22 protein-coding genes and 1 pseudogene are annotated in these 26881 nt (G+C 42.5%); 2 read left to right on the top strand and 21 right to left on the bottom strand.

The window, feature by feature from the left end:
* Positions 1-20: 20 nt before the first annotated feature.
* The 5 genes from DMB88_RS08015 to DMB88_RS07995 form a co-directional block, all read right to left on the bottom strand.
* On the bottom strand, positions 21-1925 hold the full coding sequence (locus DMB88_RS08015) for a hypothetical protein (protein WP_128100929.1): 1905 nt from the start codon (positions 1923-1925) through the stop codon (positions 21-23).
* Between the two features lie 215 nt (positions 1926-2140).
* On the bottom strand, positions 2141-4876 hold the full coding sequence (locus tag DMB88_RS08010) for an amidohydrolase family protein (RefSeq protein WP_128100928.1): 2736 nt from the start codon (positions 4874-4876) through the stop codon (positions 2141-2143).
* A complete protein-coding gene (locus tag DMB88_RS08005) occupies positions 4873-5802 on the bottom strand; it encodes a hypothetical protein (protein WP_128100927.1) in 930 nt (309 codons plus the stop codon). Before DMB88_RS08005 ends, DMB88_RS08010 begins: the two co-directional genes overlap by 4 nt.
* Positions 5799-8228, bottom strand: a complete 2430-nt coding sequence (locus tag DMB88_RS08000) for a hypothetical protein (protein ID WP_128100926.1) — start codon at positions 8226-8228, stop codon at positions 5799-5801. Before DMB88_RS08000 ends, DMB88_RS08005 begins: the two co-directional genes overlap by 4 nt.
* 13 nt (positions 8229-8241) lie before the next feature.
* Positions 8242-8973 (bottom strand): hypothetical protein, encoded by a 732-nt coding sequence (locus DMB88_RS07995; RefSeq protein ID WP_128100925.1) that lies wholly within the window; start codon positions 8971-8973, stop codon positions 8242-8244.
* Between the two features lie 420 nt (positions 8974-9393).
* Here DMB88_RS07995 and DMB88_RS07990 point away from each other — a divergent pair, with 420 nt between their 5' ends.
* Both DMB88_RS07990 and DMB88_RS07985 read left to right on the top strand, forming a co-directional pair.
* Complete coding sequence (locus DMB88_RS07990; protein WP_128100924.1) at positions 9394-9711, top strand: transposase; 318 nt, start codon at positions 9394-9396, stop codon at positions 9709-9711.
* A gap of 11 nt (positions 9712-9722) precedes the next feature.
* A complete protein-coding gene (locus tag DMB88_RS07985; protein WP_254438626.1) occupies positions 9723-10586 on the top strand; it encodes an IS3 family transposase in 864 nt (287 codons plus the stop codon).
* A 65-nt stretch (positions 10587-10651) separates the two neighbouring features.
* On the opposite strand, the gene DMB88_RS07980 is transcribed toward DMB88_RS07985, so the two are convergent.
* The 16 genes and pseudogenes from DMB88_RS07980 to DMB88_RS07910 form a co-directional block, all read right to left on the bottom strand.
* Entirely contained in the window at positions 10652-12370 is a 1719-nt protein-coding gene (locus DMB88_RS07980) for a helix-turn-helix domain-containing protein (RefSeq protein ID WP_128100922.1), read from the bottom strand.
* Between the two features lie 110 nt (positions 12371-12480).
* Positions 12481-13257 (bottom strand): (2Fe-2S)-binding protein, encoded by a 777-nt coding sequence (locus DMB88_RS07975; RefSeq protein WP_128100921.1) that lies wholly within the window; start codon positions 13255-13257, stop codon positions 12481-12483.
* A 1-nt stretch (position 13258) separates the two neighbouring features.
* A complete protein-coding gene (locus DMB88_RS07970; RefSeq protein WP_128100920.1) occupies positions 13259-14302 on the bottom strand; it encodes an ABC transporter substrate-binding protein in 1044 nt (347 codons plus the stop codon).
* A gap of 686 nt (positions 14303-14988) precedes the next feature.
* Positions 14989-16311 (bottom strand): LLM class flavin-dependent oxidoreductase, encoded by a 1323-nt coding sequence (locus DMB88_RS07965; protein ID WP_128100919.1) that lies wholly within the window; start codon positions 16309-16311, stop codon positions 14989-14991.
* Positions 16312-16347: 36 nt separating this feature from the next.
* Positions 16348-17685, bottom strand: a complete 1338-nt coding sequence (locus tag DMB88_RS07960) for an LLM class flavin-dependent oxidoreductase (protein ID WP_128100918.1) — start codon at positions 17683-17685, stop codon at positions 16348-16350.
* 26 nt (positions 17686-17711) lie between these two features.
* Positions 17712-18293, bottom strand: a complete 582-nt coding sequence (locus DMB88_RS07955; RefSeq protein WP_128100917.1) for a GNAT family N-acetyltransferase — start codon at positions 18291-18293, stop codon at positions 17712-17714.
* Positions 18293-18787 carry a DinB family protein gene (locus DMB88_RS07950; RefSeq protein WP_128100916.1) on the bottom strand — a complete coding sequence of 165 codons (495 nt, stop codon included), beginning with the start codon at positions 18785-18787 and terminating at the stop codon, positions 18293-18295. The genes DMB88_RS07955 and DMB88_RS07950 overlap by 1 nt, the downstream gene beginning before the upstream one ends.
* A 45-nt stretch (positions 18788-18832) precedes the next feature.
* Positions 18833-19843, bottom strand: a complete 1011-nt coding sequence (locus DMB88_RS07945) for an LLM class flavin-dependent oxidoreductase (protein ID WP_128100915.1) — start codon at positions 19841-19843, stop codon at positions 18833-18835.
* Positions 19844-19866: 23 nt separating this feature from the next.
* Positions 19867-20619: an amino acid ABC transporter ATP-binding protein gene (locus tag DMB88_RS07940; RefSeq protein WP_128100914.1), complete on the bottom strand. Its 753-nt coding sequence runs from the start codon at positions 20617-20619 to the stop codon at positions 19867-19869.
* Entirely contained in the window at positions 20616-21326 is a 711-nt protein-coding gene (locus DMB88_RS07935; RefSeq protein WP_056699106.1) for an amino acid ABC transporter permease, read from the bottom strand. The genes DMB88_RS07940 and DMB88_RS07935 overlap by 4 nt, the downstream gene beginning before the upstream one ends.
* A complete protein-coding gene (locus DMB88_RS07930; protein ID WP_056699109.1) occupies positions 21323-22018 on the bottom strand; it encodes an amino acid ABC transporter permease in 696 nt (231 codons plus the stop codon). Before DMB88_RS07930 ends, DMB88_RS07935 begins: the two co-directional genes overlap by 4 nt.
* An 82-nt stretch (positions 22019-22100) precedes the next feature.
* The gene (locus DMB88_RS07925) at positions 22101-22928 is read right to left on the bottom strand and encodes a transporter substrate-binding domain-containing protein (RefSeq protein ID WP_128100913.1); all 828 of its coding nucleotides are present in this window, start codon (positions 22926-22928) and stop codon (positions 22101-22103) included.
* 367 nt (positions 22929-23295) lie between these two features.
* Positions 23296-23655 carry a glycoside hydrolase family 30 beta sandwich domain-containing protein gene (locus tag DMB88_RS30935; RefSeq protein WP_254438625.1) on the bottom strand — a complete coding sequence of 120 codons (360 nt, stop codon included), beginning with the start codon at positions 23653-23655 and terminating at the stop codon, positions 23296-23298.
* Positions 23656-23763: 108 nt separating this feature from the next.
* Positions 23764-24770 (bottom strand): annotated as a pseudogene (locus DMB88_RS30930) (glycoside hydrolase); the annotation flags it as partial.
* A 224-nt stretch (positions 24771-24994) separates the two neighbouring features.
* Positions 24995-26008, bottom strand: coding sequence for a carbohydrate ABC transporter permease (locus DMB88_RS07915; RefSeq protein ID WP_128100912.1), 1014 nt, complete (start codon positions 26006-26008; stop codon positions 24995-24997).
* A 21-nt stretch (positions 26009-26029) separates the two neighbouring features.
* Positions 26030-26788 carry a carbohydrate ABC transporter permease gene (locus DMB88_RS07910; protein WP_254438498.1) on the bottom strand — a complete coding sequence of 253 codons (759 nt, stop codon included), beginning with the start codon at positions 26786-26788 and terminating at the stop codon, positions 26030-26032.
* Positions 26789-26881: the final 93 nt, after the last annotated feature.

Here is a 26881-nt window from a genome sequence, read left to right as displayed (position 1 = left end):
AAATATGTTTTTGTCTAGCTCTAGAGTATTCTAACCGACGTAGCAATAGGAGAAAGAATGAAATTTTCATCCAATTGATATATAGTTTCTTCGCTTGAAACTAGTTCATTTAATTGATTTAACATGTAGTAATAAAGTTGTTCTGCAGAATGGTATTTTTTGATGTGAGGTTTGTATGCATTTCGCTTCTTATTGTACTTCCATGATGGAAAACTCTTCGTCATTATTAAACTTTTCAGTGTAAGAAAGTCAATTATAGGTACGTGCCTTGTTTCATCTCCTTGCATAAAATATAAACCTTGATATCCATTGAAATAAAAATGATTCATTAATATAAATGGTGCGATTTTTTTTCCCTTGAAGCTAAGTTTCGTTTTAATCTCTATAAGTCTCCTTTTTTCGGGATCATTAAAAACGTTAAGTCGCTCCACAATTTGTGTAAAAGCTTTTTTATATACCTTTGATTCAAAACAATCGCTAGCTTCAATGATACTTTCTGGTTTAATCATTGCTTTTGCCTCAAAGATAAATAAGTAATCATCTAAAATAAACAATCCGTCAATTTCTGGTATTCCATTCTTTTCATCTCTAGAAACCTTAACAAACTCCAAATTCATTCTTTCAAAAAATTGTTCTATTTGGTTTTCAAAAAATATTCCTTTTTTAGTCTTAATGTTCACTATATCAACACTTGAAAGTATTTTATCAATACATCTCTCTATCGTTGTATTCTCAATATGAGAAGGTACGATGTAATAGCTCTCTTCTTTTCGAATTAATGGCTTATAGTTAACAAGTGTCGCAGGTTCGCCTAAATCATCTAAATTTACTGATAATAGATGAAGTAACTCTGGATGCTTTATATGGGATAACTCAAGCATAGATTCTTCTTCTAAGACAAGAATTTTGCATTGTTGCGTTTCATCTGCTTGTTCTAAGAGTGTAAAATTCACTTTAAGTAAATTTTTATAGCTTTCAAGAAGATCATTTATTTTAAAAACCTTGCCCTTATAGTCGAATTCATTGTTTTTAGTCCCATACATTGGTTCTAGATATTTATATGCTTGGTAGAGATTAACTTCAGCATTAAAATCTATTTGGTTATAGTTATCAAAGTAAATTAATTCAGAGTTAAACACCCTTAGTGAACCACCAGCTTTTAACAAAAATAATTCTTCTTCATCTTGATTTTTTTGAGAAAATAGCGAACAATTTAAATCTCTGTAAATCTCAAATTCTCTCCAAAATGGTATGTAATATTCCGTTAGATATGCTTTTTCAATCCTATTATCATAGTAGTCAAAATTTTCAACAATATTAACTTCTGTAATTTCCAATAGTATTGAAAGAATTTTTTCTTGAGTAGCCTTTTTTCGAGAAATCAGTCTAAACAATTCTCTTAGAGTTTCTTCTGAACATTTACTGTTATCTGAGGATACTGGAGAAACCTTATTTGTACGAATTAGTTCAACTATCTCATTAGAGCAACTAAGAATATGTTCGAAGTGAGCTTCAACCTCATCTTCACTTCGGAAAGTCCCACTCAACGGCTCATAATGAACATAAATACGATATTTTAAAAATTCTAAGTAATTGAAAATTGATTCTATACTAATGCTTTCTTCAGTTAAATTTATCAATTGAGTTATATTCTCTTCATAAGCTTTCTTTCTTAAAAGAAGGTAATTTAAAAAATATAAATCTTTCTTGATTTTTTTATCCCTTTCATTTTCTATGACTATTACAGAAATAATCGATTTGATCTCAGATGGTTCCAATGCGTAAATAAGACCAGAGTGTAAGAACAATCTATGAAAATAAAATCCCTCTTTTTGATATCTTTCTTTTATGAATTCTAAAGCATCGTGGCAGGACTTTTTTTGTAACTTATTAAAATTTGATTTTAGTTTTTCCACTTCAACCATATCATAGATCCTCAAAAAGGCACCTCCGATTAATATAACTGTTCAGAAAGTTGATCAGAATTTTTTTCCCTAATACTTATTTAAAATAATAAGTAGGTAAGAACAGTTTGAGTTTATCTCAATCCAGTTAAGTAGATAGGGATATTAGACTAAAAAAAGAGCCCGCGTTCGACGCGAGCCAGTACTATATTTTAATACCTAGGAGAAATGTCTCATTACTTTAAATGTTTAATAATATCATTTATTTCTTTAATTAATGCATCTTTTTCTATATCACGATCTTTAATAAATGAGGTCATCAGTCCCCATTCACGGATCTTATCAATCCATTCCAAGATATTGTCTCTCGGGTACCCTTTTTCCTGTAGCAAATAGAATATATAGGACAGCTCATTACTGATACTTGTGTTGAATACAGCTGGATCATCAGAGTTAACCGAAATCACCAGTCCTTTGCCTGTTTGATTTTCATGCTCCAATCCTTGTACATTTAAGTTCTGGACAGGATGATTGAACAGCCTTTCAATACCTGAAATCGCAAGATTAGACGTGGGGTTAGTCTCCACAACAATGCCTTTAACATTAAGTTTATTGCGTACAAATGCTTGTAGGTTATCTAATAGGACAACCTCATGATCACCTACCGTAATCTGAATTACCTCATACATCCGCTCTAGATAACATTTGCAGTGATTGGCATGAATCAACTTGGATTCGTTCCACATCGCATGAGTACCTGTAGGCTGCTTACAAAAATGATGTTCTGGCATCTCCGTATCATTGCGCCACTTCCCTGTACGATTTGTCTCAGTGACGCACATATCATAAATGTAGCTTTCATCTGTTTGAAAAGGTTGAAATCTGCCCTGATATGCCTTCCATAAGGTAAATAGGGTAATTCCTTCAATGTTGTGATATATCTTCTCTGCCTGCAGCATAATTTCCCGTTCAATTCCCAATAAATCTAAATCCAAACTATACTTTTTTTCCATAAAGGCTTGACCCCATAGCCAAAGGAGATTTTCCATATATTCTATACGGGGTAAAACAACAACTGGATTCTCTTCACACCAACATTTCACATCAAGCCCTACGGCAATACCATGCCCTATACGGTCTCCGACATGAAAGTTAAAATGTTCAATTACTTCGTCTATATGACGGAGCCCTGATAATAGGTGCCTGAAATCCTCACCTACATGATAGGTAAACCCAAGAGTGTTAATTCTCTCTTCACGTCCAAGCAGCATCAGCTTGCTATTGTGGCTATCTCTGGCATGACGATAAATGGGTGCAAATACCCAGGGCTCTGTATTATTCTCCACACTTGCTGCATCCAAACCCACGATATATCTAGAAAGTCCCGGAATCTTCTCACGTAAGGCATTAATTGCTTCGACAGTCTCCATGTACTTTTTTTGTAGACGACCATAAAAATAATTATCATTCTGCAACTGCTTTCTGTCTGAATCCTTGTACCAGCACTTCTCATAAAAAGATTCATCCTGAGCTTTAATTAAATGATAAACAATTCCGATTTGAGGGAAATCTGGATAATCCACTTTTGGATCTTCAAGGATATGTTTATAGGTTCGAAAAAAAATAATTAAGTTCTTTCTCAGATCATCCTTGATATCATGAACATTATTCTTCGATGATGGAGTTACTCTTATTTCAAGCTTCTTCAAATTATTATTGTAAACTTGATTACGGATCGCATGCTCCAGCATATTAGAATTTGAGGTTGCTTTAGCAAAAAAATGACGGAAATAATCAAGGCCTTCCATGTAATTGGATTGCGTCACACCTTGATAAACTATGTTTTTAATTCGCAAATATTGCCAGAACAGCTTTGAAAAGTAGGTATCTCTAGAACCCTGTTTGTTCTGGTCTTTCATATAACTCAAAGATTTCAACAAAAATATATTCTCGTCTGTTGTGTGCAACTCCCCAAGTCCTGCCATTGCTTTAATGATTTCGGTAGACTGCGTTTCATTATCCCCTTCAAGAAATGAGAAGTCATGAAGCAAAAACTTGTGTATTTTTTTGTAGTTATACTTTTCTGGCTTATTTTTTCGAAAGATAAACCACTGTAGTAAATGACTTAAATCACTACCAGATTGATAATCCAAATCATCAACAGATTCTTGATTCAACCAATCGTCTAAATAATTCTCCAGCATCATGTTTTTCCCAGTGATGAGGTATTTAAAGAGTAATACTCGGATTAAACTACATACCTTGAGGGAATCCTCAAGGTATGTATCATCTACTTGATTCCAGAAAGATCCAAGCTTCACATGGCTCTCTTCACGGTTCATATTCATAAGTTCATGCCATATCATATTAAAATTAATACCAGCACTAATGTGGATATGAGTCTCTGCTAAGCCGCGTTCCATTACTTTGTCCAACTGCATATCCCCTAGGTTAATTAGCCAGTAATAACCGTTAAGATATGCCGGATGATTCATATCATTGTTCAATAAATGCAGCACTACCAGTATATCGATACAGAACATTCTGGAAAACGTGTTCCAGACTTCAATCTTTTTTACTCCTTCAAAAGCACCAAACAAAAATTCATCATTGGCATTCTTCCAGTATTTCAGTGAAATTCTACCATTACGATGTGTAATAAAAGATGCGGTAAGCTTCTCTAACTGTTGCAAGTAGATATCATCCTCTGAACGAGCTACCATAAAACTCTTGAGTGGATAGTATTGCTCAAACAGCAGGTTAAGCGTATCCAAACTTTTAATATGCTGCTTGCCTACTAGTTGCTCTTGAATCTTTTTCTTCATCGAAGCATACTGCTTGTACTTATTGTTACTCCCTTCCTTCTTCCCGCTTGGCACCAGTTCTTCGTACAAGGCTTCTTTAACAAATAGAAACTCTGTAAATGGCAAAGTAGCCATTTTAGAGACCAAGCCTGTAAAATGCTTGATCATATAGACTCACCATGCTCAATTTTCTGATGATACAAATAGGCCAGAGCATATACAGTTTCTTCCAGAGCCAGATCGTAAAGTCTTTCTTTAGCTTCATTTCTAACTCGACGAATTTCCTTACTGGTATCGGACAGTTCTTCCTTAGTACTCAAATTTTTAGCAAGCGATTGTAACTCAATAACAACATATGAGTCCCTCTCATCTGCTCTCTTCTCCAAATTGTCTAAATATATCTTCATTCTCTTTACAATTTCGTCAAATTGAGATTTGTTTATTGTACCTGTTGCTAAAAGTTTTCTTTGCACATTCCTTAGCTCTGCTTTTAAGGATTCAGCAGGGATTTTAGCAATCAATTGATTGATTTTTTGGATTTGAATCTCATCTACTAAATATTGATCCTCTAGCTTATCAAAATTCGTAAGTAACTCATTCTTGTAGGTATAAATCGCATTAATAGCATTCGAATTGTCCAGCTTATGCTTGAGATAATTAGAGATGGTCTCTTTAATGTTTTGTTGCTGTTGCTCTAGAGCTCTTGCTATAGCTTGCTCATCGGTAAAATCATCTATACAATTATTTAATATTGCACGCTCTTGTATCTCTTGTAGTAACAGCATAATTTGAGAGGATTCTAAATCCCCAATTAATTCATTAACAACAACAATCATGACACTATAAAAATGAATTGTTATAAATCTGTTAAATGCATTTACTGCCCTGGTTACGGTTCCTTTAAAAAGTTCTGGTTCGTAATACAGCCAATAACTATTCCCTTTTTCTATTAGGTCTGTTCCTTTAGCGATTTCATAAAAATCAGTATATACTTCCTTAACGTCTTTCACTCTATTTTCTATCAACATATTGTCGCTTATATTAGAACTCTTATTTACAACAGTTGATAAGTACTCCATATGTTTTTCGTTCAAATCCCCTTATAACTGTCAATATTTTGGTAAAAAACTTTGATTTTCTCATCCTTAATACGATTTTTTAGTATTGCCTCGTTACTCTTACTTCGTGTCTTGATGAAAAAGTCAATTTCATCATTTAGAAATTTTTTAAACAACTGCAATCGCTTTATTTCAATCTCCACATTCAGTCTCTCTGTACTAGTCTGTAGAGAATCATATTTCTTGATGATCTCGGGAGAAATTCTAAAACGATTGCTTTGTATAACATCATCAATTATTCTTCCTACTTTTAAAAGTTGCTCACGTGTTTTATCTATTCTCTCAAAAAACTCATTTCGATCTTCCGTATCTACAGTTCTGATGAAATAATAATAAAATGAATAATCTACAAATTTGGAGGAAACCCCCTTCTGAACATCAGTAATTTCCGAAATTGAATAAAAATCATTATGAAGATATCTGTTGTGTTTTGTTGAGGAGATTCGGTCTAATATTGTTACATCAAAGGTAAACTCCTTGAAATCTTCTAGTATTTTGTTCTTTATATCCAGTTTATTTTTTTCCTTGTCATTCGAGATCAAAGCATAATTATTTTGCCAGATCGTATCATCAGAGAATCTACTCTCATAATCGTTAAATTTATCCTCTATAATTTCAAGGTACCTCTTAGTGTATATATATTTATCATATATCTGGTTCAACTGATCATTCTGAAATATGTTATTCAATTCGGAGTACAAGGCAAATACATTTCTAACATTATACGTATGAGGAATTAATCTTTGATTATCAATTACTTCAAGTGCTAGATTTAGATCGCGACTATATTCTTTACCATCAATAGAATCCATATTTGTACTAGTTATACTTTCAACAAAGTATAAGAAGTGAACAATGAGAATCTTCTCTTCTTGAGAAATACCATAATAGTTGTTCATTAATTCAAATCTTAATCTTTCATGATGTATCTCAACAACTATAGGGTTACCTTTACCTGTTTGGCTGTTTGTTAAAGTATATAGATTATGCATAAATTCCTGATGCTTGCGCAATGAAGCATTTGTTTCAATAATCATTGAAAAAAGCTTCTGGTAATAGGCAATCAGTCGCTCATAGTCTTTAATCAAATGGCTTGCTTGATCACCCGATAACCTAAAATCCAGATTCACTTTATGCTTATCTTTTGAAGAATTTTCACTAAAATGCAAATAGCTATATAAATTAATTAACCCACGAGGCTTATCATCAAATATATTGAAATAAGTTGGGATATTTTGGACTTTTTTTATAGTAATGTGCTCTCCTTCTTCTTTCTCAGTGACAAAATATTCATATGGAAGTTCGCTCTCATATTTAAAAAAGCGTCTAATGAGTTCTTTCATTTTAGGAGGCTCAGATCCTTCATTGCTTACATCATTCACTGAAAAATTCATCTTCGCTGAGGAGTCCAGCTTCTGCAACATAAATCTACGCGAGTATGGCATGATTTTTTTCAAAAAATCGTACACCAACTCTTGTTGGGACTCCAGCATAGTCCTTTGTCCAACAAACGTTCGATCCATAAATTGATACCCTTGATGCTGGATAAGCATTTCACTGATCATATCCTCCTGGAACTTAGTGATGTCACCTGAAATAAAGGTAATGATATTTGAATGATTCAAATACTTCAACACCACATTCAGTACCTCATTACAGCGTTTGGGGTTCAAATCCACATCATCAAAACAAATAAAAATCAAATGTTTTCCTGTTTGCGCACCATTCAATACTAGAATTAACTCATCAAAAAGCAGGTTTAGTTTAACTGTCAATTCTAACTCGGACACCAGTGCTTCTTTGCGTTCTTCTGTATAATCAGTGACTCCAGAAAAGTTCTCCTCAATAACTTTAGAGTAATCTTTCTTTCTATATATGTATAACGAAAACACCTTTTCCCATAGGACATCAAGCTCTGTTTTGTCCTTATAGATGCAGCTATTAAAGGTATCCTTATTGGAAGATCTTACTCTACGTTGTTTTTGATAATATCCATCAATCTCATGTCTTCTAGAATCAATAAATTTCTTCAAATTTAGTAAGATAACTCCTAGGATATCTGAAGTATCCTCCAACATTTCAGGAATAATCATATCCAGAAAAATATCTTTATCGTCTTTTTTCATCAGCTTATCGCGCATCGTCAACAGAACAGAGCTTTTTCCACTACCTCGCTCTCCGAGAATACTTATAACATTATTGAAATCAAGCCTGTCCACAGATCCAGAACTCTCTATACGATCAGTCGTTACTTGAATAGCAGTCGCTCTTATTTGCTCAACTTGAATCTCAATCTCCTTCCAGTTTGGTAAAATCAGTTGCAAATTTTCATCGTTTAGAGTTCGTTCTCCTATTCTGATACTTTGTCTAGTTTCTAACATAGATTTCTCTTCTTCTGTCATTTTATAATCCCCTTTATATTCTAGATAGAATCAGTACTGCTTCATTGCTAAGTTTTAGCCGTGTTTCCCTGTATCCCTTAAGAAAAAACTTAGACATCATGCAACAAAATATTATGTAAACTAAAACCATCAGATAGTATATCAATTCACTGTTTCTGAAATAAAAAAATTGTATTAAAGCTGAAAGAATCAATAAAAAAGCTGTATACAATGCTAATATTTTAAAGACATAGAACAGCGAACGGTTTAGGATCACCTTAGATAACAAAATCATCAGACTAGATTTTTCTTCCCTGCTCTGGCTCTTGATATTGGCCCACCGATAGAAAATAATCCAGCGATTTCGAAGATCTTTGTGTTGTAATTTTATTTGTTGCTCGGCCCTCAACTTGGCTTCGACTTTGTACTGAAGCTTCTTATTTTCTTTAAATACCATTTCCATATCACCGCGGAGCTTCTTTTTTCTAACTAACTTTGCCGAAACAGATGTTAATAACAGACCTGTTATATAACAAACCATTATTAACATCAGAATCATTAGACCTTTTTGGCTTATCACTGCCTTAATTCCTGGATACTCGGGACGTGAGAGCAAGACATAATGAAACGGCATCCACTTATATAATACATTAAATACTTCAATTTTTATCACGGTAACAGTGGTTAACCATAAAGATGACAGCATAAAGAAACCAGGAATGAACACTCCTATAAAGTCATATAAAAACTCCTCTAGCTTTTGCATAACATTCTCCTCACTATATTTGAATCAAAAATTCCTAAACTATTTACATGATAACCCATTATGTTACATTTGCGAAGAGAATTTGTATGAATAAAGTACTATTGATTAGAACTTTCAACCTATTATTTCTAGGATGACTGTACTACTGATCTAGTATCCTGAGATCAAAATTATAGTCTTGAATATGCTTTTTTTAATATTGTTAAGATACAACTTTACTTTTCGCTCACTGAACCTCGTTAAGTCATAAAGAATAGGTCAACTTTCCCTCTTTACCTGAGAAGGAAAGTTGACCTGTTATAAACCGTGTTAAATCGCTCTATTCCCATTATGTTCTTCTGTATCAAGTTGGAACTAGAATAAAAAGTGGACACCCGTTAACGGACAGAAGGATAATAAGGCTAACGGAGGTGTGTCCACATGGGAGAACAGCGGCAACGATACAATGAAGAATTTAAGAAACAAACGGTAAAATTTATTCAAGAACAGACCAAGACACTCGCAGACTTGGCAGAAGAACTCAACATTCCAAAAAGTACATTACACCAGTGGATGGGCAAGTATCGCGAGCTTAAACATGAGCCCGTAGCTAGCGTAGATCGAGTGAAAGAACTGGAAGCAGAGCTTAAAGAAATGCGCCGGTTGCTTCAAGAGAAAGAGCATACGCTTGCGGACACGCAAGAGGAACTGGCTATTGTAAAAAAAGCAGTGCACATCTTCAGCAAACCAAAGAGCTAAGGTTTCAGTTTCTGGAAAACCATCGCTCCCTGTTTTCTTTGGAGAAGATGTGCACTCTGTTACACGTGTCACGGAGCGGATATTACAAGTGGCGGCTGGATCGAACAAGTAAGCAGCAGCACTGGAGAACGGAGATCATGAAGCGTATTCGGTTTCATTTCTACGACCACCAGAAGCGCTGTGGAAGTCCGAAAATTACGTATGCGCTCCATCTGGAAGGATACAGAATCTCTTCCCGTACCGTCAGTATATACATGCGTCAAATGAATCTTCGTTCCGTGCATAGTCCTCGGTATCGTGTCCAAACGACGGATTCTAAACATCATCATCCCATTGCACCAAATACGCTGAACCAGCAATTTCAAACGTCCAAACCGAACACCGCATGGGTCACCGATATCACCTACATTCCCTGCCGAGGAGGCCGGTTATATCTCGCCAGTGTTCTGGATTTATGTACGCGTGAAATTGGAGGCTGGCGTCTGTACAACCATATGGAAACGAGTCTGGTGCTAGGTGCATTGAATGATGCTTACCGGGCCAAACGCCCCGCTCCAGGACTGCTACATCACTCGGATCGTGGCTCGCAGTACACGTCAAAAGAATACGTGGAGCAACTGAAATCGTATGGTATGGAACTCAGTATGAGCCGCCGAGGAAACTGTTACGATAACGCATGTATCGAGTCGTGGCACAGTATTTTGAAGAAGGAACTCATTTACTGTAACCCTCGTTTTAAGAATCCAGAAGAGGCTTATAACGCCATTTACCAGTACATTGAGTTCTATTACAACCGCAAGCGAATGCATGGTGCGCTAGGTTATCTTTCCCCTGCTCGTTTTGCGAAGAAATTTACGGACAAATCCGTCGCGTAAGTGTCTACTTTCTTGACATAGGTCCAAGTAACATCTAATTGATAATCCTTACCAAGAACCCACCCTCAAGCCAAAAAGGCCTGCGCGATCTGATCCACAATCCCATTAATGCCTGTCGGTCCATAACAGCCAATCCAGGTTGCGGCGTCGACCGAGTGTATGTGTTGTCGCTCACCCTCATCAAGCATGCCCCACACACGGTGCTCTGTCGCAGATATGCCACCCTGAATGAGTTCGTTACTGAGTAAAAAGTAGTGACTAGCATGTACAACGGGTAGTCTATCTACCGAAATATGATAGGCCGTGTCGGAGGTATCTGCGACAAATAACGGAGCAGGCAGACCTAGATCACGGTACAGCACAGCACCTGTACGATGAGACGGCGAATGTACGCGAACCAGAGACTCCAGCGGACGAATTAATGCCACGCTTTTGCCTGCTAATACTGGAGCAAGCTCTTCTGACAAGAGTGCCGTTCGTCGATGATAATCGGCAATAATACGCTTGGCTTCTGCTCGCTTACTCGTTAGTTCACCGAACAAGCTCAGAATGGTCTGCCAGCTCTCATTACGCTTGAACATGAGAACTGGAGCAATGCGGCTTAACCGTTCATAGTGCTGATCATGCACCTCGGTACAGATAATCAGATCCGGTGCCAACCGTTCCACCGCAGGCAGATCAGGGTACTCATACGTTCCGAGTAATGCGGTATTTTGCAATCCGGCTCTAATATATTGAGGGAAATTAATCACCGAACTTCCCGTTCCTACACTACCTGCTGGAGATAAATCCAGCGCAAGCATATGATCCGCATATTGAACATCAAGTACAGCGATACGCTGAGGAGTACTCGTGACACAGTATTCACCGCGCATATGGCAAATCACCGGGCCTTGTGGAGACTCATAGGAAGAAGCTGTGCGGTCTCGCAGTAAGGGATTAGTTAAGCGTGTATCTCTCGAAGCGACCGAAAGCCTATAGCGCTGCGGAGGCACTCCAAAATATTTTTTAAACGCTCGACTGAAATAGTACATGTCGCGATAGCCCATTTTGTCAGCAATTTCACCAATGGAAACATCCGTATGACGCAGCATCCTCGCCGCACTCTCCATCCGTAGCTGAATGACGTACTCCATCGGCCCGAGCTCTTTCTCTTGTTTGAAGCGTCGCTGTAGCTGCCTTACGCTACATCCAGCAAGTGCGGCAAGCTCCTTCAGCTCCAGGTTCTGGCGATAATGTCCCGATATATATGCAGTGACAACATTCACCACATCTGATTCTGCTCCGCCCTGACTGCCTTCATACTCCATAATGAGCTCGTAGATTACTCCCTGCAACAATGCATTGGCATGAAACCGTTCCAGTCCTTCTCCACGGCTCCATTTCACTACGATTTTCTCAGCCACTTGAACCCATTCAACTTGGGTTACCGAATTCTGAACAAATGAAATGTTCAGTGGATGTTTGCGATACGAGGGCATGATAAGGGAGGCTCCTTCCATGGAAGAAGCCTCATACATGATCACAATATATTGAATATGGTCCGCTCTAGCAGTCAGCGTAAAGGATGCCCCCTTAGCCACATGGGCAGCAAAAGAAGCCCCTAAATGGTAAACCTCACCATTTATGAAGAGCTCCCCTTCTGCGCCGCCTGCCAGCAGCAACACATTGGATGTTAATTCGGTTTCGCTAAGAACGCTGCCTGTCTGCAAAATTCCGCTATGCACGTCAAGCACCTTGATCGCCGTATTACTCCATAGACTTGTCTGTTCTTGCAGCGGCATTTCTCTCATCTCCTGACAATAGCATCCTTTGCTAGAGCGGATCGCCCGAATAGGTGTACACCTTTAACATCCAAGCGAGTCCCTTAGCAAAGGTAAAGTTGTTGCTCTTGTCATTTTAATTGAGATTCATTCTCACTGTCAATCTTCGGACATTTTCTGCAATATTCCCCTGACATCTGGTAATAGAAACAACACGTGATTCGTTCGCTTTTCGCAACTGGAACATTGTCTTTAATGTACGTGAAGCGTGTTAACGGATTCTTTCTCACACCAAAGATTTGCCCAGATGCCACCTGCGTAAGATACGAAAAATCGGCTTGAATGTTCTGAATGTTCTGCTCTTCCTCGTCTTCATCAGGAGTATACAGCGGGCCAATACGTACCATAATATTCTCCCAGAGAATGCTCATGGAAAGAGGAGCAACCACAGCAAGCGTTTGTAACAACGGTGTAAGCTGCTGTGCAAATATCTCCTGTACTACCCTTTCCCGCCACACGTTTCTTTCTCCCGTAAGTTCTTCTGCTTGAAGCCCATTCACCGCTAGAAAAGGAAAACGTGTACCGCCCTCATTAGGTGAGAGCGTCGGATGATAGAGAAAGCTGTCCTCCAGTTGAAACGAAACATGCTGATGATGAAACGTCATTGCGGTCACAAGTGGAGCTGTCCACAGATAACCAATTCGCTTAGCTAACATGGAAGCGGCAACCTTCATGTCAGGCGCATCAATATACTCCTGAAACCAGCTGATATACTCTCGGCATACCGCTTCATCATGCAGCTCACTCAAAGCAATGATACGAACACTATTCTCAGGCGGCTTACCAAGCAGAATCGAATGATCCTCCACGGTTTCTTTCCATAAGTCACTCGAGAGATACTGATTCATATTAATTCGATCCCAGCAGCGCTTCTGATGCTTGATCTACAATAAGGTTAATCGCGATAGGACCATAGTATGCGATCCATAGAGTTGAGTTTACGTCATAAGTAAGGTTGTTTTTCACTGCATCTAGAGATTGCCATACTGGATTACTAACCATTGCCTCTGCCTCTGCTGCAAACAGCTCATCTGACAGGACGAAATAACGATCTGCGCCGATCTCAGGAACTTTCTCCATCGAGATTTCAACAGAAGTATCACCTTTGATCTCCTCAACAAGTGCAGGCATTTTCAAACCTAAGTCCTTATACAGAATTTCTCCTGTACGATGCTCGATACCATGAACACGAATGCCTTCTTTTCTCGGACGAATAAGGGCTATCGTCTCATCTCCCATTTTCTCTGTCAGTTGCGCCTTCACTCCAGCCGCTTTCTCTTCATACGCTGTGCGCACTTTCTCTGCCTCATCCTGCTTGTCTGTAATCTGAGCAATCGTAGCTAACGTATCGCGCCAGTCTTCGTAGAAGTCGAGTACGAGGGTAGGTGCGATTTTGCTCACACTCTCATACTGTTTCTCTTGGAAGTCGGTCATGATGATCAGATCCGGGTCCAACGCTACAATGGCTTCCAGATTAGGCTCGTCACGTGTACCCAGAACCTGTACGTCCTTCGGCTCATCACCTAAGTATTCTGGAAAATCGGTGTTGCCTCCAGCGATAACACTACCTGCCGGCTTCTCGCCAACAGCTAACATTTGATCCAGAAACTTAACATCAAGCACAGCAATTCTCTGTGGTTTCTCGTCTAGTGTTAGCTCACCCTTCATATGTTTGAGCGTTACAGGAAAAGCTCCGGTAGCTGTTTGAGTTTCAGTATTCGAAGGTGTCTCCGCAGGCGTTGCAGCAGACTCATTGCTCCCGTTTGTACCTGCTCCGGCACCACAAGCCGTTAATACAAGCACAAGTGCCAGCATCAGACCCATTAAAAATCGTGATTTTTGGGTAGCGTATACCTTACTTATCGCCGTTTTCCCCTCTGTTCCTTTAATCAAGATGAATCCCCCTTATATGTGATAATGATTTTCATTATCGTAGTATATGGCGAGTATAAACGATCTTCACATCGCGTTACCATGTACTTTTGCGACATTTCAACCGGACTAAAGCGACATCATTTCAAAATATCTATTTTCAAAAACACAAGGTATACTTGAAAATAAATGTAATTCAAACAACATAAGGATGTGCTTTATTTTGAAGAATAAGGGGTTAATTTTGAGTATCGTTACACTATGTATTTTACTTATATTAGGTAATTCCAGGTGGGTTGACCTCGATTCCAGCGTAGACTTTAGGTATAAGTATGACAGATGGGCAGGGCAGAAATGGGTAGATTTCTATCCACCGTTAGCTTCTACCAATAGTATGGAATTTCCACTCATATATATCGACGAGATCAACCATGACACACTAGAAACGTATTTGCACAAACAAGCTCTCTCAGGAGAGTTAGTGAATAAGTGGGTTGAGCGTACGAGGATCACAGACGGGTATATCGGTCTATTAGTACTAAATATTGTAGTGGTCATATGGAGTGGATTTAAACTAGTTATTTTTAGAAGCAAAAAGAGGCCATCCCCGTCATGATTCATGACTAATGGGACAACCTCTTGTCCTTCATAATGAAATTCCACCTGTCCTTCGTTTGGAAACCACCCTTCCACGATTAGAAACCAATTCAGCTACCCTGAGCAACATAACGGTTAACCGGAACAGAAAGTCCCAGATTGCCACGTAACGTATCGTGCTCATACTCCGTGCGGAACAGACCACGCTGTTGCAGCACAGGTACAACCAGCTCTACAAAATCCTCCAGACCATTCGGTACCGTCGGGAGAATAATAAAGCCGTCCACCGCCTGCTGCTCGAACCATAGCTGCATCCTGTCAGCAATCGTTTCAGGTGTTCCAAAAAATAGGGGGCGGGGCTGTGCCACATGTAGAGCAACCTCGCGCAACGTTAACCCTTGCTCCTTCGCATCCCTTTTGATCTGATCCGTCAGACTTCGGAAGCCATTAGAGCCGAAATCGCCCAGATCCGGGAAAGGCTCATCCAGAGCATACTGCGTAAAATCATGATAATCGAAGTAACGACTCAAGTATTGAACCGCATCTTCGACGGAGCCAAGACGGACAACCTCATCATATTTACGCTGCGCCTCCTCTTCGGTATGCCCTACAATCGGTGCAATGCCTGGCAAAACCAGAATGTCCTCCGGCTTGCGTCCGTGGGAGACAGCCCGCTGCTTCAGGTCATCATATACCGTCTTGGCTTCCTCCAATGAATTCCCATGAACAAAGACAGCATCTGCTGTACTCGCAGCAAAATTCCGCCCTGATTCCGATGCACCTGCTTGGAAAATGACGGGATGTCCCTGTTTCGAACGCGCGATGTTCAGCGGGCCAGCTACCTGATAAAACTCACCCTTATGATTGAGCTTGTGCAGCTTCTCCGGATCAAAGAAAACGCCGCTTTCCTTGTCTCGAATTAACGCATCATCTTCCCACGAATCCCACAGTCCCCGCGTAACCTCTACGTACTCTTCTGCCATGCGGTAACGGGTTTCATGATCGGGATGGCCTCCCTTGTTGAAGTTGTCGGCCACACCCTCCGATGGCGAGGTCACCACATTCCACGCTGCACGTCCACCGCTGAGATGATCCAGAGACGCAAACTGACGAGCCACGGTAAAAGGTTCGCTATAGGAAGTGGACAGCGTTCCCGCGAGACCGATGTTTCTAGTCGATGCTGCCAGGGCAGATAAAACCGTGAGTGGCTCAAAACGATTCAAAAAATGAGGAATTGACTTCTCGGTAATATGTAAACCATCTGCAATAAATACAAAATCAAGCTTGCCTGCCTCCGCCCGCTTAGCCTGCTGAATATAAAAATCGATATTAATACTTGCATCTGCCGGTAGATCCGGATGTCTCCAGCCCGAAACACTGGAACCTACGCCGTGCAAGGATGTGCCCAGCTTTAATTGACCCTCTCTAGACATAACCGTTCTCCTCTCAACTCTTTTTGAACACACATTTTAAAATGCGGTATTCGCTTCCTTCAGCTGGGCATAACGATTTTCCGGTATTGGCAACCCGAGATGGCCTCGCAGTGTGTCAAACTCATAATCGTTACGAAACACACCCCGCTCCTGTAAAATGGGCACAACGTTATCGACAAAAACATCAAGGTCTTCCGGTCTAATCGGATGCACAATGAAGCCGTCGGCTGCTCCCGTCTCGAACCAGTGCTGTAGCGTATCTGCTACCGTCTCAGGTGATCCGATAAAAGGAGTACGCGGCGCCACCGCTTCCAGCGCGACCTGTCGCAACGTCTGTCCTAGTTCACGAGCTCTCGCTTTGATGCGATCGGTGCTGCTGCGGAATGAGTTTTGTCCTATATTGCCAAGCTCCGGGAATGGCTCGTCCAGCGGGTACTGATGAAAATCATGATGGTCGAAGAACCGGGCCAGCACATCCAGCGCTTCCGTAATCGGTATGCGGTTTATAGACTCCTGGTATCTCTGCTCCGCCGCCTCGTCCGTTTGCTCAACAATGGGAACAATGCCTACCATAATGGCAAGGTCATCAACTCCGCGCCCTTCCGTAAGCGTACGCTGCTTCACATCCTGATAGAATGCTCTGGCATCTTCGATGGAGTTCTGTCCCGTAAATACTGCGTCGGCTCCCTTCGCCGCGAGTTGTTTGCCGGGCTCTGATGAACCCGCCTGGAACACGACAGGCTGTCCCTGTTTGGTACGTGCAATGTTGAGTGGCCCCGCTACCTTGAAATGTTTGCCTTCATGATTAAGCGCATGTAGCTTATCAGCATCAAAAAAGACACCCGTCTCCTTGTTCCGTACAAAGGCATCATCCTCCCATGAATCCCAGAGACCACGCACAATGTCCAAGAACTCCTCTGCAATCTCGTAACGATCCCCATGAGATGGGTGCTGCTCCTTGCTATAATTGGCTGCCGAACCTTCCAGCGGTGATGTCACCAGATTCCAGCCTCCACGTCCCTTGCTGATATGATCAAGAGAAGCAAACTGACGAGCTGCGTTAAAAGGTTCACTGTACGTGCTGGATAACGTCCCCACCAGCCCGATTCGAGTGGTGACTGCCGCAAGCGCGGACAGAATCGTCAATGGCTCGAAGCGATTCAGAAAGTGAGGAATGGACTTTTCATTAATAGACAATCCGTCAGCAATAAACACAAGATCGAATTTACCTCGCTCCGCCGTCTGTGCCTGCTGTGTGTAAAAGTCCAGATTAACGCTGGCATCCACGGGTACACTCGGATGACGCCAACTAGACATCGTTCCACCAACGCCCAGAATAATACTGCCTAATTTAAGCTGTTTGGGTTTACTCATGATTCATACCTCCCGCAGTGTCGCATTTATTGAAGCAGTGGAGTGTTGGCTAGCTGCAAGCAATAGCTCTTGACTAGCGCCTGCCCTGTAGTAAATTCTTTATCGTAGGCTCGTTCAAAGCCCAGTCGCTCATAGAGACGGATAGCCTCCCCCATCATATCCGAGGTATGAAGGTGCAACGTATGCGCTCCACTTTCTCTAGCGAATTGAGCGCTGGCTCGAATTAACGCCGTAGCCACGCCTCTGCCACGTGCCTTGCTTGTCACGCCGAGCAGACGAATAACAGGAGAGTGGATGCCAAGCTCTGGCCTACCGTAAGCCGTTTCGGATGAAGCATACACAAATACACTGCCTACAACTTCTCCATCAAGCTCAGCTACCAGCTTCGCTACCGTTGACGATTGCTCTATCGCTTCTACAATGCTTGCTTTATACGCAATCCATACATCATCAGGCAGTTCCTGTTCATATTGGCTATATGCATCCAGCAGAACTGCCTCCAATACATGAAAGTCTTCGGGAGTGGCCTCTCTAATAAAAGGTTCACGACCCTTTGCACCCTCTGTCGTATGCTGCCTTCCATTGAACTCTGCCTCTATATTTCCCATCACAGCACCTGCTTTCCGGCTGCTTCCTGCTTAATTCTCTGAATCTGGTTCACATGGTGCTGCACATGAGCAACAAATGCTGGAAGGATCGCGGAAAGAGAGACCGTCTCGCCTTTAAAATTAATACCGGTTTTGTTCCATTCCTGTTCGTCAAGCCGCTCCAGAAGTCCAGAATTGTATTGAACCAAACCGTGAGCAATCGCAATAAGTTTGGATACGTGTTCCTCATTCGCTTTTTGTCCAGCAACCCATGCATCCTGATCAAACGCAGGTAACTTTACCTGTGATCCCGCTAATATTTCACGGATTCGAAAGGAAACAACGATGCTATGATCCACCAGATGTGCCAGCACCTCCGTAACACTCCATGAAGTTGGAGATGACTTCCATCTCACCTGCTGCTCGGTTAGTCCCGCAATTTCCTGTTCAATCACGTTATACGCCTGTATATAAGCGGAAATGATTGACTCCGTTGTGTTTACTGTGTTTCCCATAATTACCGCTCTCCGATCTATATCATAAATTTATACGTGATATGGTCACACCAATTCTTCTGTAAACGCCTCTTTAAGCAACTGGAAGGAACGAACCCTTTTATTAAAATCAGGGACAATCGTTGTAAATACAAAGCTATCTACACCGTATTCCTCCGACAGTTCAAGTAACCGCTCCCGTACGGTTTCCTTCGTGCCACGGGTGATGTCCGCTTCACGCTCAACCGCTGTATACGATTCTCCCGCTTGTCTTGCGAATTCCTCCGCTTGCTCAAGTGTCTGCACATTAACGGTTTTGCCACTGGCCAATGTCACACGTACGCTTTTGTGCTGTCCTGCCAGTTCTGCTGCCTCTTCTTCCGTATCTGCTGCAATAACAGATAAGGCCAGAGTGGCTTGTGGCTCCCCATGCTGCTCACGATTGAATAGATCGCGGTAGGTGTCCAGCGCAGCTCGCGCTGTCTCAGGATCACTATTAATAAACAGTGCAAATACATAAGGCAGCCCCTGCCTTGCCGCTAATTCAGCACTGGAAACACTCGTGCCCAGCATGTAAATACCTGCTGGGTTTACCGGCAACGGGTGAGCAGATAGCCCAGGCTGTGCATGGTGTTCACCCGCAGAGGAATGCAAGAAGTCTTGAAGTTCCACCAATTTTTCTTCCAACGTTTCTGGTTCGGCGATCCCTTTTTGCAGCGCCTTCGTAGAACGAGGTAAACCTCCGGGTGCACGCCCGATGCCCAGTTCCACTCGACCAGGTGCCAGCGTTGCAAGTACATTAAAGTTCTCCGCTACTTTATATGGGCTGTAGTGCTGGAGCATTACGCCTCCAGAGCCAATCCGGATCGTACGGGTCTGTGCGAGCAAATAAGATACCAGTACTTCTGGCGACGATCCGGCAACACCTTCCGAGTCATGATGTTCAGCTACCCAAAACCGATCATAGCCAAGCGACTCTGCCAGCTTCACAAGTTCGACTGTATTATTCAGCGCTTCCGCAGCCGTTTGGCCGGGAAACACAATGCTTTGATCCAAAATCCCCAATGTAAATGACATATACCTTCCTCCTCAAATGTGCCCTATATGGAATACGCGCTATCAGGCGTAATCCGTTTAAGAAACTGTTTTGTACGTTCCTCTTTGGGATATCGGAATAATTGCGTTGGTTCCCCTTCCTCAACAATGACTCCACCATCCATAAATACAACGTGATTCGCTACTTCCTGAGCAAAACCCATCTCATGGGTAACAATGATCATCGTAATGCCTTCCTTCGCAATTTGACGGATAACAGCCAGCACCTCACCGACAAGTTCCGGGTCCAGAGCAGAGGTTGGCTCATCGAACAAAATAACTTCCGGATTCATCGCCAAGGCTCGTGCAATGCCAACGCGCTGCTGTTGTCCACCTGACAGCTCACTAGGGTACGAGTCAAGCTTATTTCCGAGACCCACCTTCTCCAACAAGGCAGCGCTACGCGCCCGTGCTTCATCCTTTGGCACTTTGCGGACAGCAACGAGACCTTCCATCACATTTTGCAGCGCCGTTTTGTGGCGGAACAAATTGTATTGCTGGAATACCATTGCTGATTTTTGGCGTAGGGCATGGATGTCCTTTTTGCCATGCTTCTTATAATCCAAGGTGAAATCTCCGAGTGTGATATGCCCGGAATCCGGTTTTTCCAGATAGTTAATGCAGCGCAGAAGTGTGGTTTTGCCCGAGCCACTTGGCCCCAAAATCGCAACGACCTCACCACGTGCCACATTTAGGTCAATTCCGGTCAGCACCTTGTTGTTCCCGAAGCTTTTGTGTATTTGCTTAAGTTCAATCATGACACGCCTCCCCGACTGTACGCTCTGAACCGCTTCTCTGCCAGCGCGCTCAGTCTTTCAATACCAATGGTCAGACCCCAGAAAATAAGAGCAGCTGCCACATATGCCTCAAAAAACTTCCAATTCGTTGATGCAACAATCTGTGCCTTGGCATTAATCTCGACCACCGATACGGCAAATGCCAACGTTGAACCATGCAACATACCAATCAGCATGTTCGAAATGTTGGGTAGACTCGCTGCAAAAGCCTGCGGCAACACAATTCTGCGCAAGGCCTTCGTCGCAGTCATACCAAGAGAATAAGCGGCCTCAATCTGCCCGCGATCCACCGAAAGCAAACCAGATCTGACAATCTCGGACGCATAAGCTCCAGCCGTAATTGAAAATGCCAGATAAGCAAAGCCGATCAACGGAATAGATGCCGAATTAAATCCAAGCCCGAGCGATTCCGACACACTATCCAGCAACATGGGCACCCCAAAATAAATCAGTAAGAGGTGGGTAATCATCGGTGTGCCGCGAACAAATGTAACGTAGGCAGCCGCCAGTTGACTCAGCACAGGAATTCGAAATTGACGAACAAGTGCAACGGCCGTACCGATGAGGAAACCGAAAACAACTGATACAACCGTAATTGCCAGCGTAATCGGGATTACACCGAGAAGTTCCACAAAGGCGGTCCACACAAAAGAGAGATCAAAGCTCATATTGGAGCAAACCCCCTTTTCTGCACTCTCCGCTCAAGTACACGGAACAGTCGCTCTAGCACAAAGCTTAGGACGAAATAAATGAGAGCCAGTGAAATGTACGCTTCTATAAAATGCCGGGACATCGTTGCCAGCGTAGAAGATTTGCCTGTCATCTCCATAACACCCACGCTAAAAGCAAGCGAAGTATCCTTCAAGCTGCCAATGACCATATTCGAGAAGATCGGCAACGCCGTGACAATCGCCTGTGGCAATACAATGCGGAAAAACGCTTGTGGCCCCGACATGCCAATTGCATAAGCAGCCTCAACCTGACCACGATCCACAGAAGCGACGGAGGCACGAATCATCTCCACCATAAATGCTCCGCTGTTCAGCGCGTAGGTCAAAATAACAAAATACAGGGCTGGTACACGATCCGTATTTACACCAAACAACTTCAATATTTCTGGAAATCCATAATAGAATAAAAACAACTGAATCAAGATCGGCGTACCACGAAAAAAGGATACATACAGTTTCGATAACCGATTCAGCACTGGGATATTATACATTTGAGGCAGTGCTGCGATAGAACTAATAACAAGTCCCAGCACCATCGCACTAACTACAATCAGAAGCGTAGTGCTGATGGTCGGTAGAAGCTTAATAAAATAGTCAATGATATAGCTGAACTCAAATGTTGCGCCCATCGTTGCGGCCTGCCTTTCCTCTAAGAGGTTGTTCAAAGTACGCTTACTGAAAATCGGCCTTTTTGAACACGTACTCTAAGTGTTATTTGATCTCCGATTCCGTAGCGTCAAACCCAAGCCATTGCTCACTCAGTTGCTTCAATGTACCGTCCGCCTTGATTTCCTTCAGCACCTCGTCAACACGGTCAGCAAGCTTCTGCTCTTCAGGGTCATTTTTGCGGAACATAAACAGCGTGTCGGATTCACTAAGCGGCGCACCGACTAGCTTCAAATCGTTGTTAGGATCAATCAGTGGAAGCGTGAAGTCCGCAGCAATCGAAGCTGCAACCCGTTTCGACTTGAGTTGTGAGATGAAATCGTTGGCTACACCGCTTGAATAAACAATCTCAAGTGCATTGTCATGCTCTTTATTGTAATTTTCCAGCAGGATCGCTTGTGCACTGGTTGCTGTCGTAAATACTTTTTTGCCCTTCAAATCGTCAATCGATTGAATGGAGTTGTCGTCTTTGAGAACAGCAATTTTGTTTTTCCAATGTGAATATGCTTCTTTGTTAAACAGATACTTCTCCTCACGCTCCGGATTTTTCTCCATTTGATGTGCAACCATATCAATCTTGTTCGTTTCTAGGCTCAACAGTAAGTTGGTGAACTCCAAGGTCTGAAACTCGAACTCGTAATCATCCAGACGTTTATCAATCTCTCTGACCAGCTCTACATCATAACCTGTCAGCTTGTTATTATCGTCAATAAAGGCTACATTCGGAAACTGTGTGCCTGTCCCTACAATAATTTTGGTCGGCGCCTGTGCTCCATCTGCTCCCGTTGCTGTTGAAGTTTCCTCTCCAGTGCTGCATCCTGTCAATGCCACAAGCAGTGCAGTAGTAACCGTTAAAAGTGACCATTTTTTCATGAATATTTCCCCCGTCATGTTGGTTATTATTTTTATACCACCAATTCTTACTTGTTAAGTAGGAATTGATCTAAAAATATCATTTCAGCCGATTCATCGTCAACGGATTGCTTATAGATAAGTTCTATATGACGATTCAATTATTAAATGTGTGCGAATACATTGCAGCAACACCACGAGTACATCGTTATGATGGGATGCCAAAAAGCGCCACGTTTGTATCGTCGTGGCGCTTCTTTTGTGCTGATGCATGATGCGAATTGAAGCACAAATCTAAAGCTACTGTACCGACATGGCAGCAGTTTATTAATCTAGCAGCAGCGTGTAAAACTACTGAATTTACTGAATATGCTGCACGACATCACACCTAGCCTAGCTCCACTACACCAGTCAAAGTCACTACCGATTGCTCTGGAATCGTTACGAGAAAGGATTGTTCATCGCCTGCCTTAACACGCCCCATATCAACCAAATCCAGCCCGGCATTCGTCACGTAACATTCAAGTGTGTTAACGACTCCGTTCACGCCGAGATTATGCAGGTTAAGCTGAATACATTTGTCACGTTCTCCATGGTTCACCAAGACCACGGTCACCGTCTGCTCTTCATCATGCACATAGGCAGAGCCCAGCAATCCGCTGTCTGCTTCTTCACCAAGACCCGTCAGGCCGATTCGCTGTGCGCCGGGGCGAATGAACTTGCTGTAGTTGCCCAGCACCCACAACATTTTGGAGGTTACAATGCTCTGTTCATCGCCCTCCTCCTGAAAATCGGTGTAGATCAGTCCGTCCTTATAGTCCACTTTGGATACCGCTGTCCACCACTGCCACGCAGCTGCGTTTGCTTCCACCAGGTCGAAATGAATGGTTCGTGCAACATGCAGTGCAGGCTCCATGCCCAGGTCCCGACCAGGACCGTAATCACCCAAAATGCAATATTCCGTCACCCAATATTTGGAACTTGCATCATAATGTTTCATATTGTCACTCAATAACCGTCTGAGTCGAACTAGCCGATCGTCGCCTGGATGGCTGTAATCCGACCAGTAGGAGTGTGAAGCTATTTTGTTGCCCACCGCTTCCTTCATCTCAGGATCACCAATCAGTGCCTTAATGTATTCCCGGTATTGGCCTGTACCCAGCTTGTTGGCACCACTCGAATACGTACCACTGCCTGCAAACTGGCGATAATACGCGTCGTCCAGCAGTGAAGTAATTTCCACCCCGTCGGGCGCACTGATCCGTGTTCCCAGATGGGTTAACCGCAATTGTCGATGCAGCTCCAGAATAACACGTCTCATATCCTCGTTGTTATAGCGATTGCCCTCCTGCCAAGCCTGGTTCCAGTCCCAGGTAGGCTCATTAATCGGGCTGATATAATCAAAGGACAGTCCAATCTCCTTGAAATGGTTCAATATATGTAGAAGAAAAGTTGCAAATGTCCCCTCGTACCCCTGTTTCAGATTGGTCGAGCCCACTTCGGAATCTGGCTGGGCATGACCGTTTTTGGTCATCCATACCGGCGGACTATTCACAAATGCAATGAGCGTCTCCACCCCCGATCACGTGCAGCCTGCAGGAACCATTGTTGTCCGGACTGTTTGCTCCAGTCGTATTCTCCATCCTCCGAAATTTTGAAAGCTTCTGTGCGTCTCCAAGGGTCGGGAATTCGGTCTTGATCTGTTACTGCGGAACCTGCACCAATATTGAAACGCCATGCAGATAATCCGATGCCCTTCTCTCTCGAAAATAACAGATCCACCAACCGGTTTTTGTTCTCCTCAGTCCAATGCTTGCCTAACGGTTCCATGGACCATGCATCCGATGCGCCAAAGTTATCCATCATCTGGTAGCGAAGCTCCCCACTAACCGTTACCACCGCATCCGGTGACCCTTCTGACTTCGATAGCGTTTTCCCCATCTATGATCTCCTCCTCTTTGCCAGCCAAAGCATCTACATTTACTTGCAATACAGGCACCACTCGGTACAGTGGCACCCATGCGATTGCAAGCTTACTGTCCTAACCTTCCAGCCTTTTCTCTTTCAGCCATTCTCTATAATCATGTCTAGCCCACAAGTCCGGAACGTTCCACACTTTCTACGAAATGTCGCTGAACGAACAGATAGATGATAAGAAGTGGCAGAATAGCCAGCAGCACACTTGTATTCATCATCATAGACATGAAAAATGGATCCTGCGTGTACGATTCAGCGGCTTGACCTCCGCCAGTCAGGTACGTTGCGATCGTATATCCGGAGGAAGACATCATCGACGACATAACCTTGGGCTCGTTCAGGTACATATTGGTGAAGAACGAGTCATTCCATTGCCATACAAACGAAAACAGCATTACAGTGACCATGGAGGGTATTGCATTTGGTAAAATAATACGTCCAAACGTCTTGAAATAGCCTGCACCATCAACGTATGCTGCTTCTTCAATCTCACGCGGTATGCCCCTGAAAAATTGGCGGAAAATGTATACGTACAGACCTGTTTTCACACCCATGCCCAATAATGCAGATATCAGGAACGGCCAATACGTATTAATCAGATTTGCAGGACTGCCTCGAAACAGTTCAATCAAGCCAAGCACATCAAAATTTTTAAAATTCAGATAAAGTGGAATCATGATCGTCTGTGAAGGAACCAAAATGGTAAAGATCACCGCGGCAAACAACAAACCACTTCCTCTGAACCTGATCCTTGCGAACCCATAGCCTGCGAGTACACATGTTATCGTCTGAAGCAGCATAACAGCAGACGACAACCATAGGGTATTCATCAGCACACTGGGGTAGTTCATTGCTGTGAATACCAGTTTAAAGTTATCCAGCGTGAATTCGCGGGGTATCCAGATTACTGTCGGGTCATACAGATCGGACATACTTTTAAAGGAAATCGATATCTTCAATAAAATGGGATACAGAATAACGAATGAAATGCCAAATATCAGGACGAATCGTACCAAAATCCACAGCCACTTTTTAATGGATTCAAACCAGTAGGCTGTAGAGGTTAGGCGCTCTAGCCCTTCTTTTTTTGCAGTTCGCTGCCCTGATGCGGTTCCTGTCTTCATGTCATGCCTCCTTCGAGATTGCTAATTCTGATAAAAGACCTTGCGAGACACAAGGGCAGTCGTCACCCACAAGATCAGTGCAATAACGGCAAAATATATCCAGGACATCGCCGCACTGAGCCCAAAATTAAAGCTCTTGAAGGCGGTATCCACCACAAGCCGACTGGTCTGGTCACTGATGAAGCTGTCCACAATCGTATAGACCAGATTGGTCAGAATTAATGGACTCAGCATGGGGAATGTTATCTTCCAAAAGGCTTCATATCCCGTCGACCCCTCAATCTTGGCCGCTTCATACAGTGATGGTGAGATCGACTGCAAGCCTGCAAGGAAAATCAGAATTTGTACTCCGGACTGACTGACAATCTCATAAATTCGACTTACCGCACCAGTTAAATATTCAACCAGAATCGGACTCATACCGGATTCAAGCAGCATAATGGTCAGATCCAGATTTTTTAAGACGGACAGTCCCCCACCGGTCATATCATTGGCATTGCGTACAACGGATTGCATCAAATCCCCGTTTTCAATACTAGCAATGATGCCCGAAGCCAGAATAACCGGCAGGAAAAAGATTGCTCTTGCCAAAACCCGTCCGCGAAACTTCTGATTCAGAATGACGGCAAAAAACAGGCTGAAAATAATAATCAGTGGTGTATTTACCACAATATTCAGAACCGATTCCGTCAACATTCGTACATAGGATTCATGGGATAACAGAGCCTCGCGGAAATTGCCCAAACCGATAAACTCTAGGGTGAACCCTTCATTAGACACCTGAAGATTACTCATACTGTATCGAAACGACGAGATTAACGGCACCATGAACAGAATTAGGAACCCGATGAACCAGGGCAGAATGAAATACAA

The organism is Paenibacillus sp. DCT19 (genome assembly GCF_003268635.1).
Taxonomy (GTDB): domain Bacteria; phylum Bacillota; class Bacilli; order Paenibacillales; family Paenibacillaceae; genus Paenibacillus.
The sequence above is the reverse complement of the archived record's forward strand: the minus strand, read 5'-3'. Positions and strand labels throughout refer to the sequence as shown.

Coding starts and splice junctions, on each gene's coding strand:
- DMB88_RS07945 (WP_128100915.1), bottom strand. CDS start 19,843: ATGTCATTTACATTGGGGATTTTGGATCAAAGCATTGTGTTTCCCGGC.
- DMB88_RS07980 (WP_128100922.1), bottom strand. CDS start 12,370: ATGCCGCTGCAAGAACAGACAAGTCTATGGAGTAATACGGCGATCAAG.
- DMB88_RS07995 (WP_128100925.1), bottom strand. CDS start 8,973: ATGCAAAAGCTAGAGGAGTTTTTATATGACTTTATAGGAGTGTTCATT.
- DMB88_RS07930 (WP_056699109.1), bottom strand. CDS start 22,018: ATGGGCGCAACATTTGAGTTCAGCTATATCATTGACTATTTTATTAAG.
- DMB88_RS07965 (WP_128100919.1), bottom strand. CDS start 16,311: ATGTCTAGAGAGGGTCAATTAAAGCTGGGCACATCCTTGCACGGCGTA.
- DMB88_RS07925 (WP_128100913.1), bottom strand. CDS start 22,928: ATGAAAAAATGGTCACTTTTAACGGTTACTACTGCACTGCTTGTGGCA.
- DMB88_RS07915 (WP_128100912.1), bottom strand. CDS start 26,008: ATGAAGACAGGAACCGCATCAGGGCAGCGAACTGCAAAAAAAGAAGGG.
- DMB88_RS07955 (WP_128100917.1), bottom strand. CDS start 18,293: ATGGGAAATATAGAGGCAGAGTTCAATGGAAGGCAGCATACGACAGAG.
- DMB88_RS07975 (WP_128100921.1), bottom strand. CDS start 13,257: ATGAATCAGTATCTCTCGAGTGACTTATGGAAAGAAACCGTGGAGGAT.
- DMB88_RS30935 (WP_254438625.1), bottom strand. CDS start 23,655: ATGTTGTGGGTGCTGGGCAACTACAGCAAGTTCATTCGCCCCGGCGCA.
- DMB88_RS08000 (WP_128100926.1), bottom strand. CDS start 8,228: ATGACAGAAGAAGAGAAATCTATGTTAGAAACTAGACAAAGTATCAGA.
- DMB88_RS07935 (WP_056699106.1), bottom strand. CDS start 21,326: ATGAGCTTTGATCTCTCTTTTGTGTGGACCGCCTTTGTGGAACTTCTC.
- DMB88_RS07950 (WP_128100916.1), bottom strand. CDS start 18,787: ATGGGAAACACAGTAAACACAACGGAGTCAATCATTTCCGCTTATATA.
- DMB88_RS08015 (WP_128100929.1), bottom strand. CDS start 1,925: ATGGTTGAAGTGGAAAAACTAAAATCAAATTTTAATAAGTTACAAAAA.
- DMB88_RS07990 (WP_128100924.1), top strand. CDS start 9,394: ATGGGAGAACAGCGGCAACGATACAATGAAGAATTTAAGAAACAAACG.
- DMB88_RS08010 (WP_128100928.1), bottom strand. CDS start 4,876: ATGATCAAGCATTTTACAGGCTTGGTCTCTAAAATGGCTACTTTGCCA.
- DMB88_RS07960 (WP_128100918.1), bottom strand. CDS start 17,685: ATGAGTAAACCCAAACAGCTTAAATTAGGCAGTATTATTCTGGGCGTT.
- DMB88_RS07940 (WP_128100914.1), bottom strand. CDS start 20,619: ATGATTGAACTTAAGCAAATACACAAAAGCTTCGGGAACAACAAGGTG.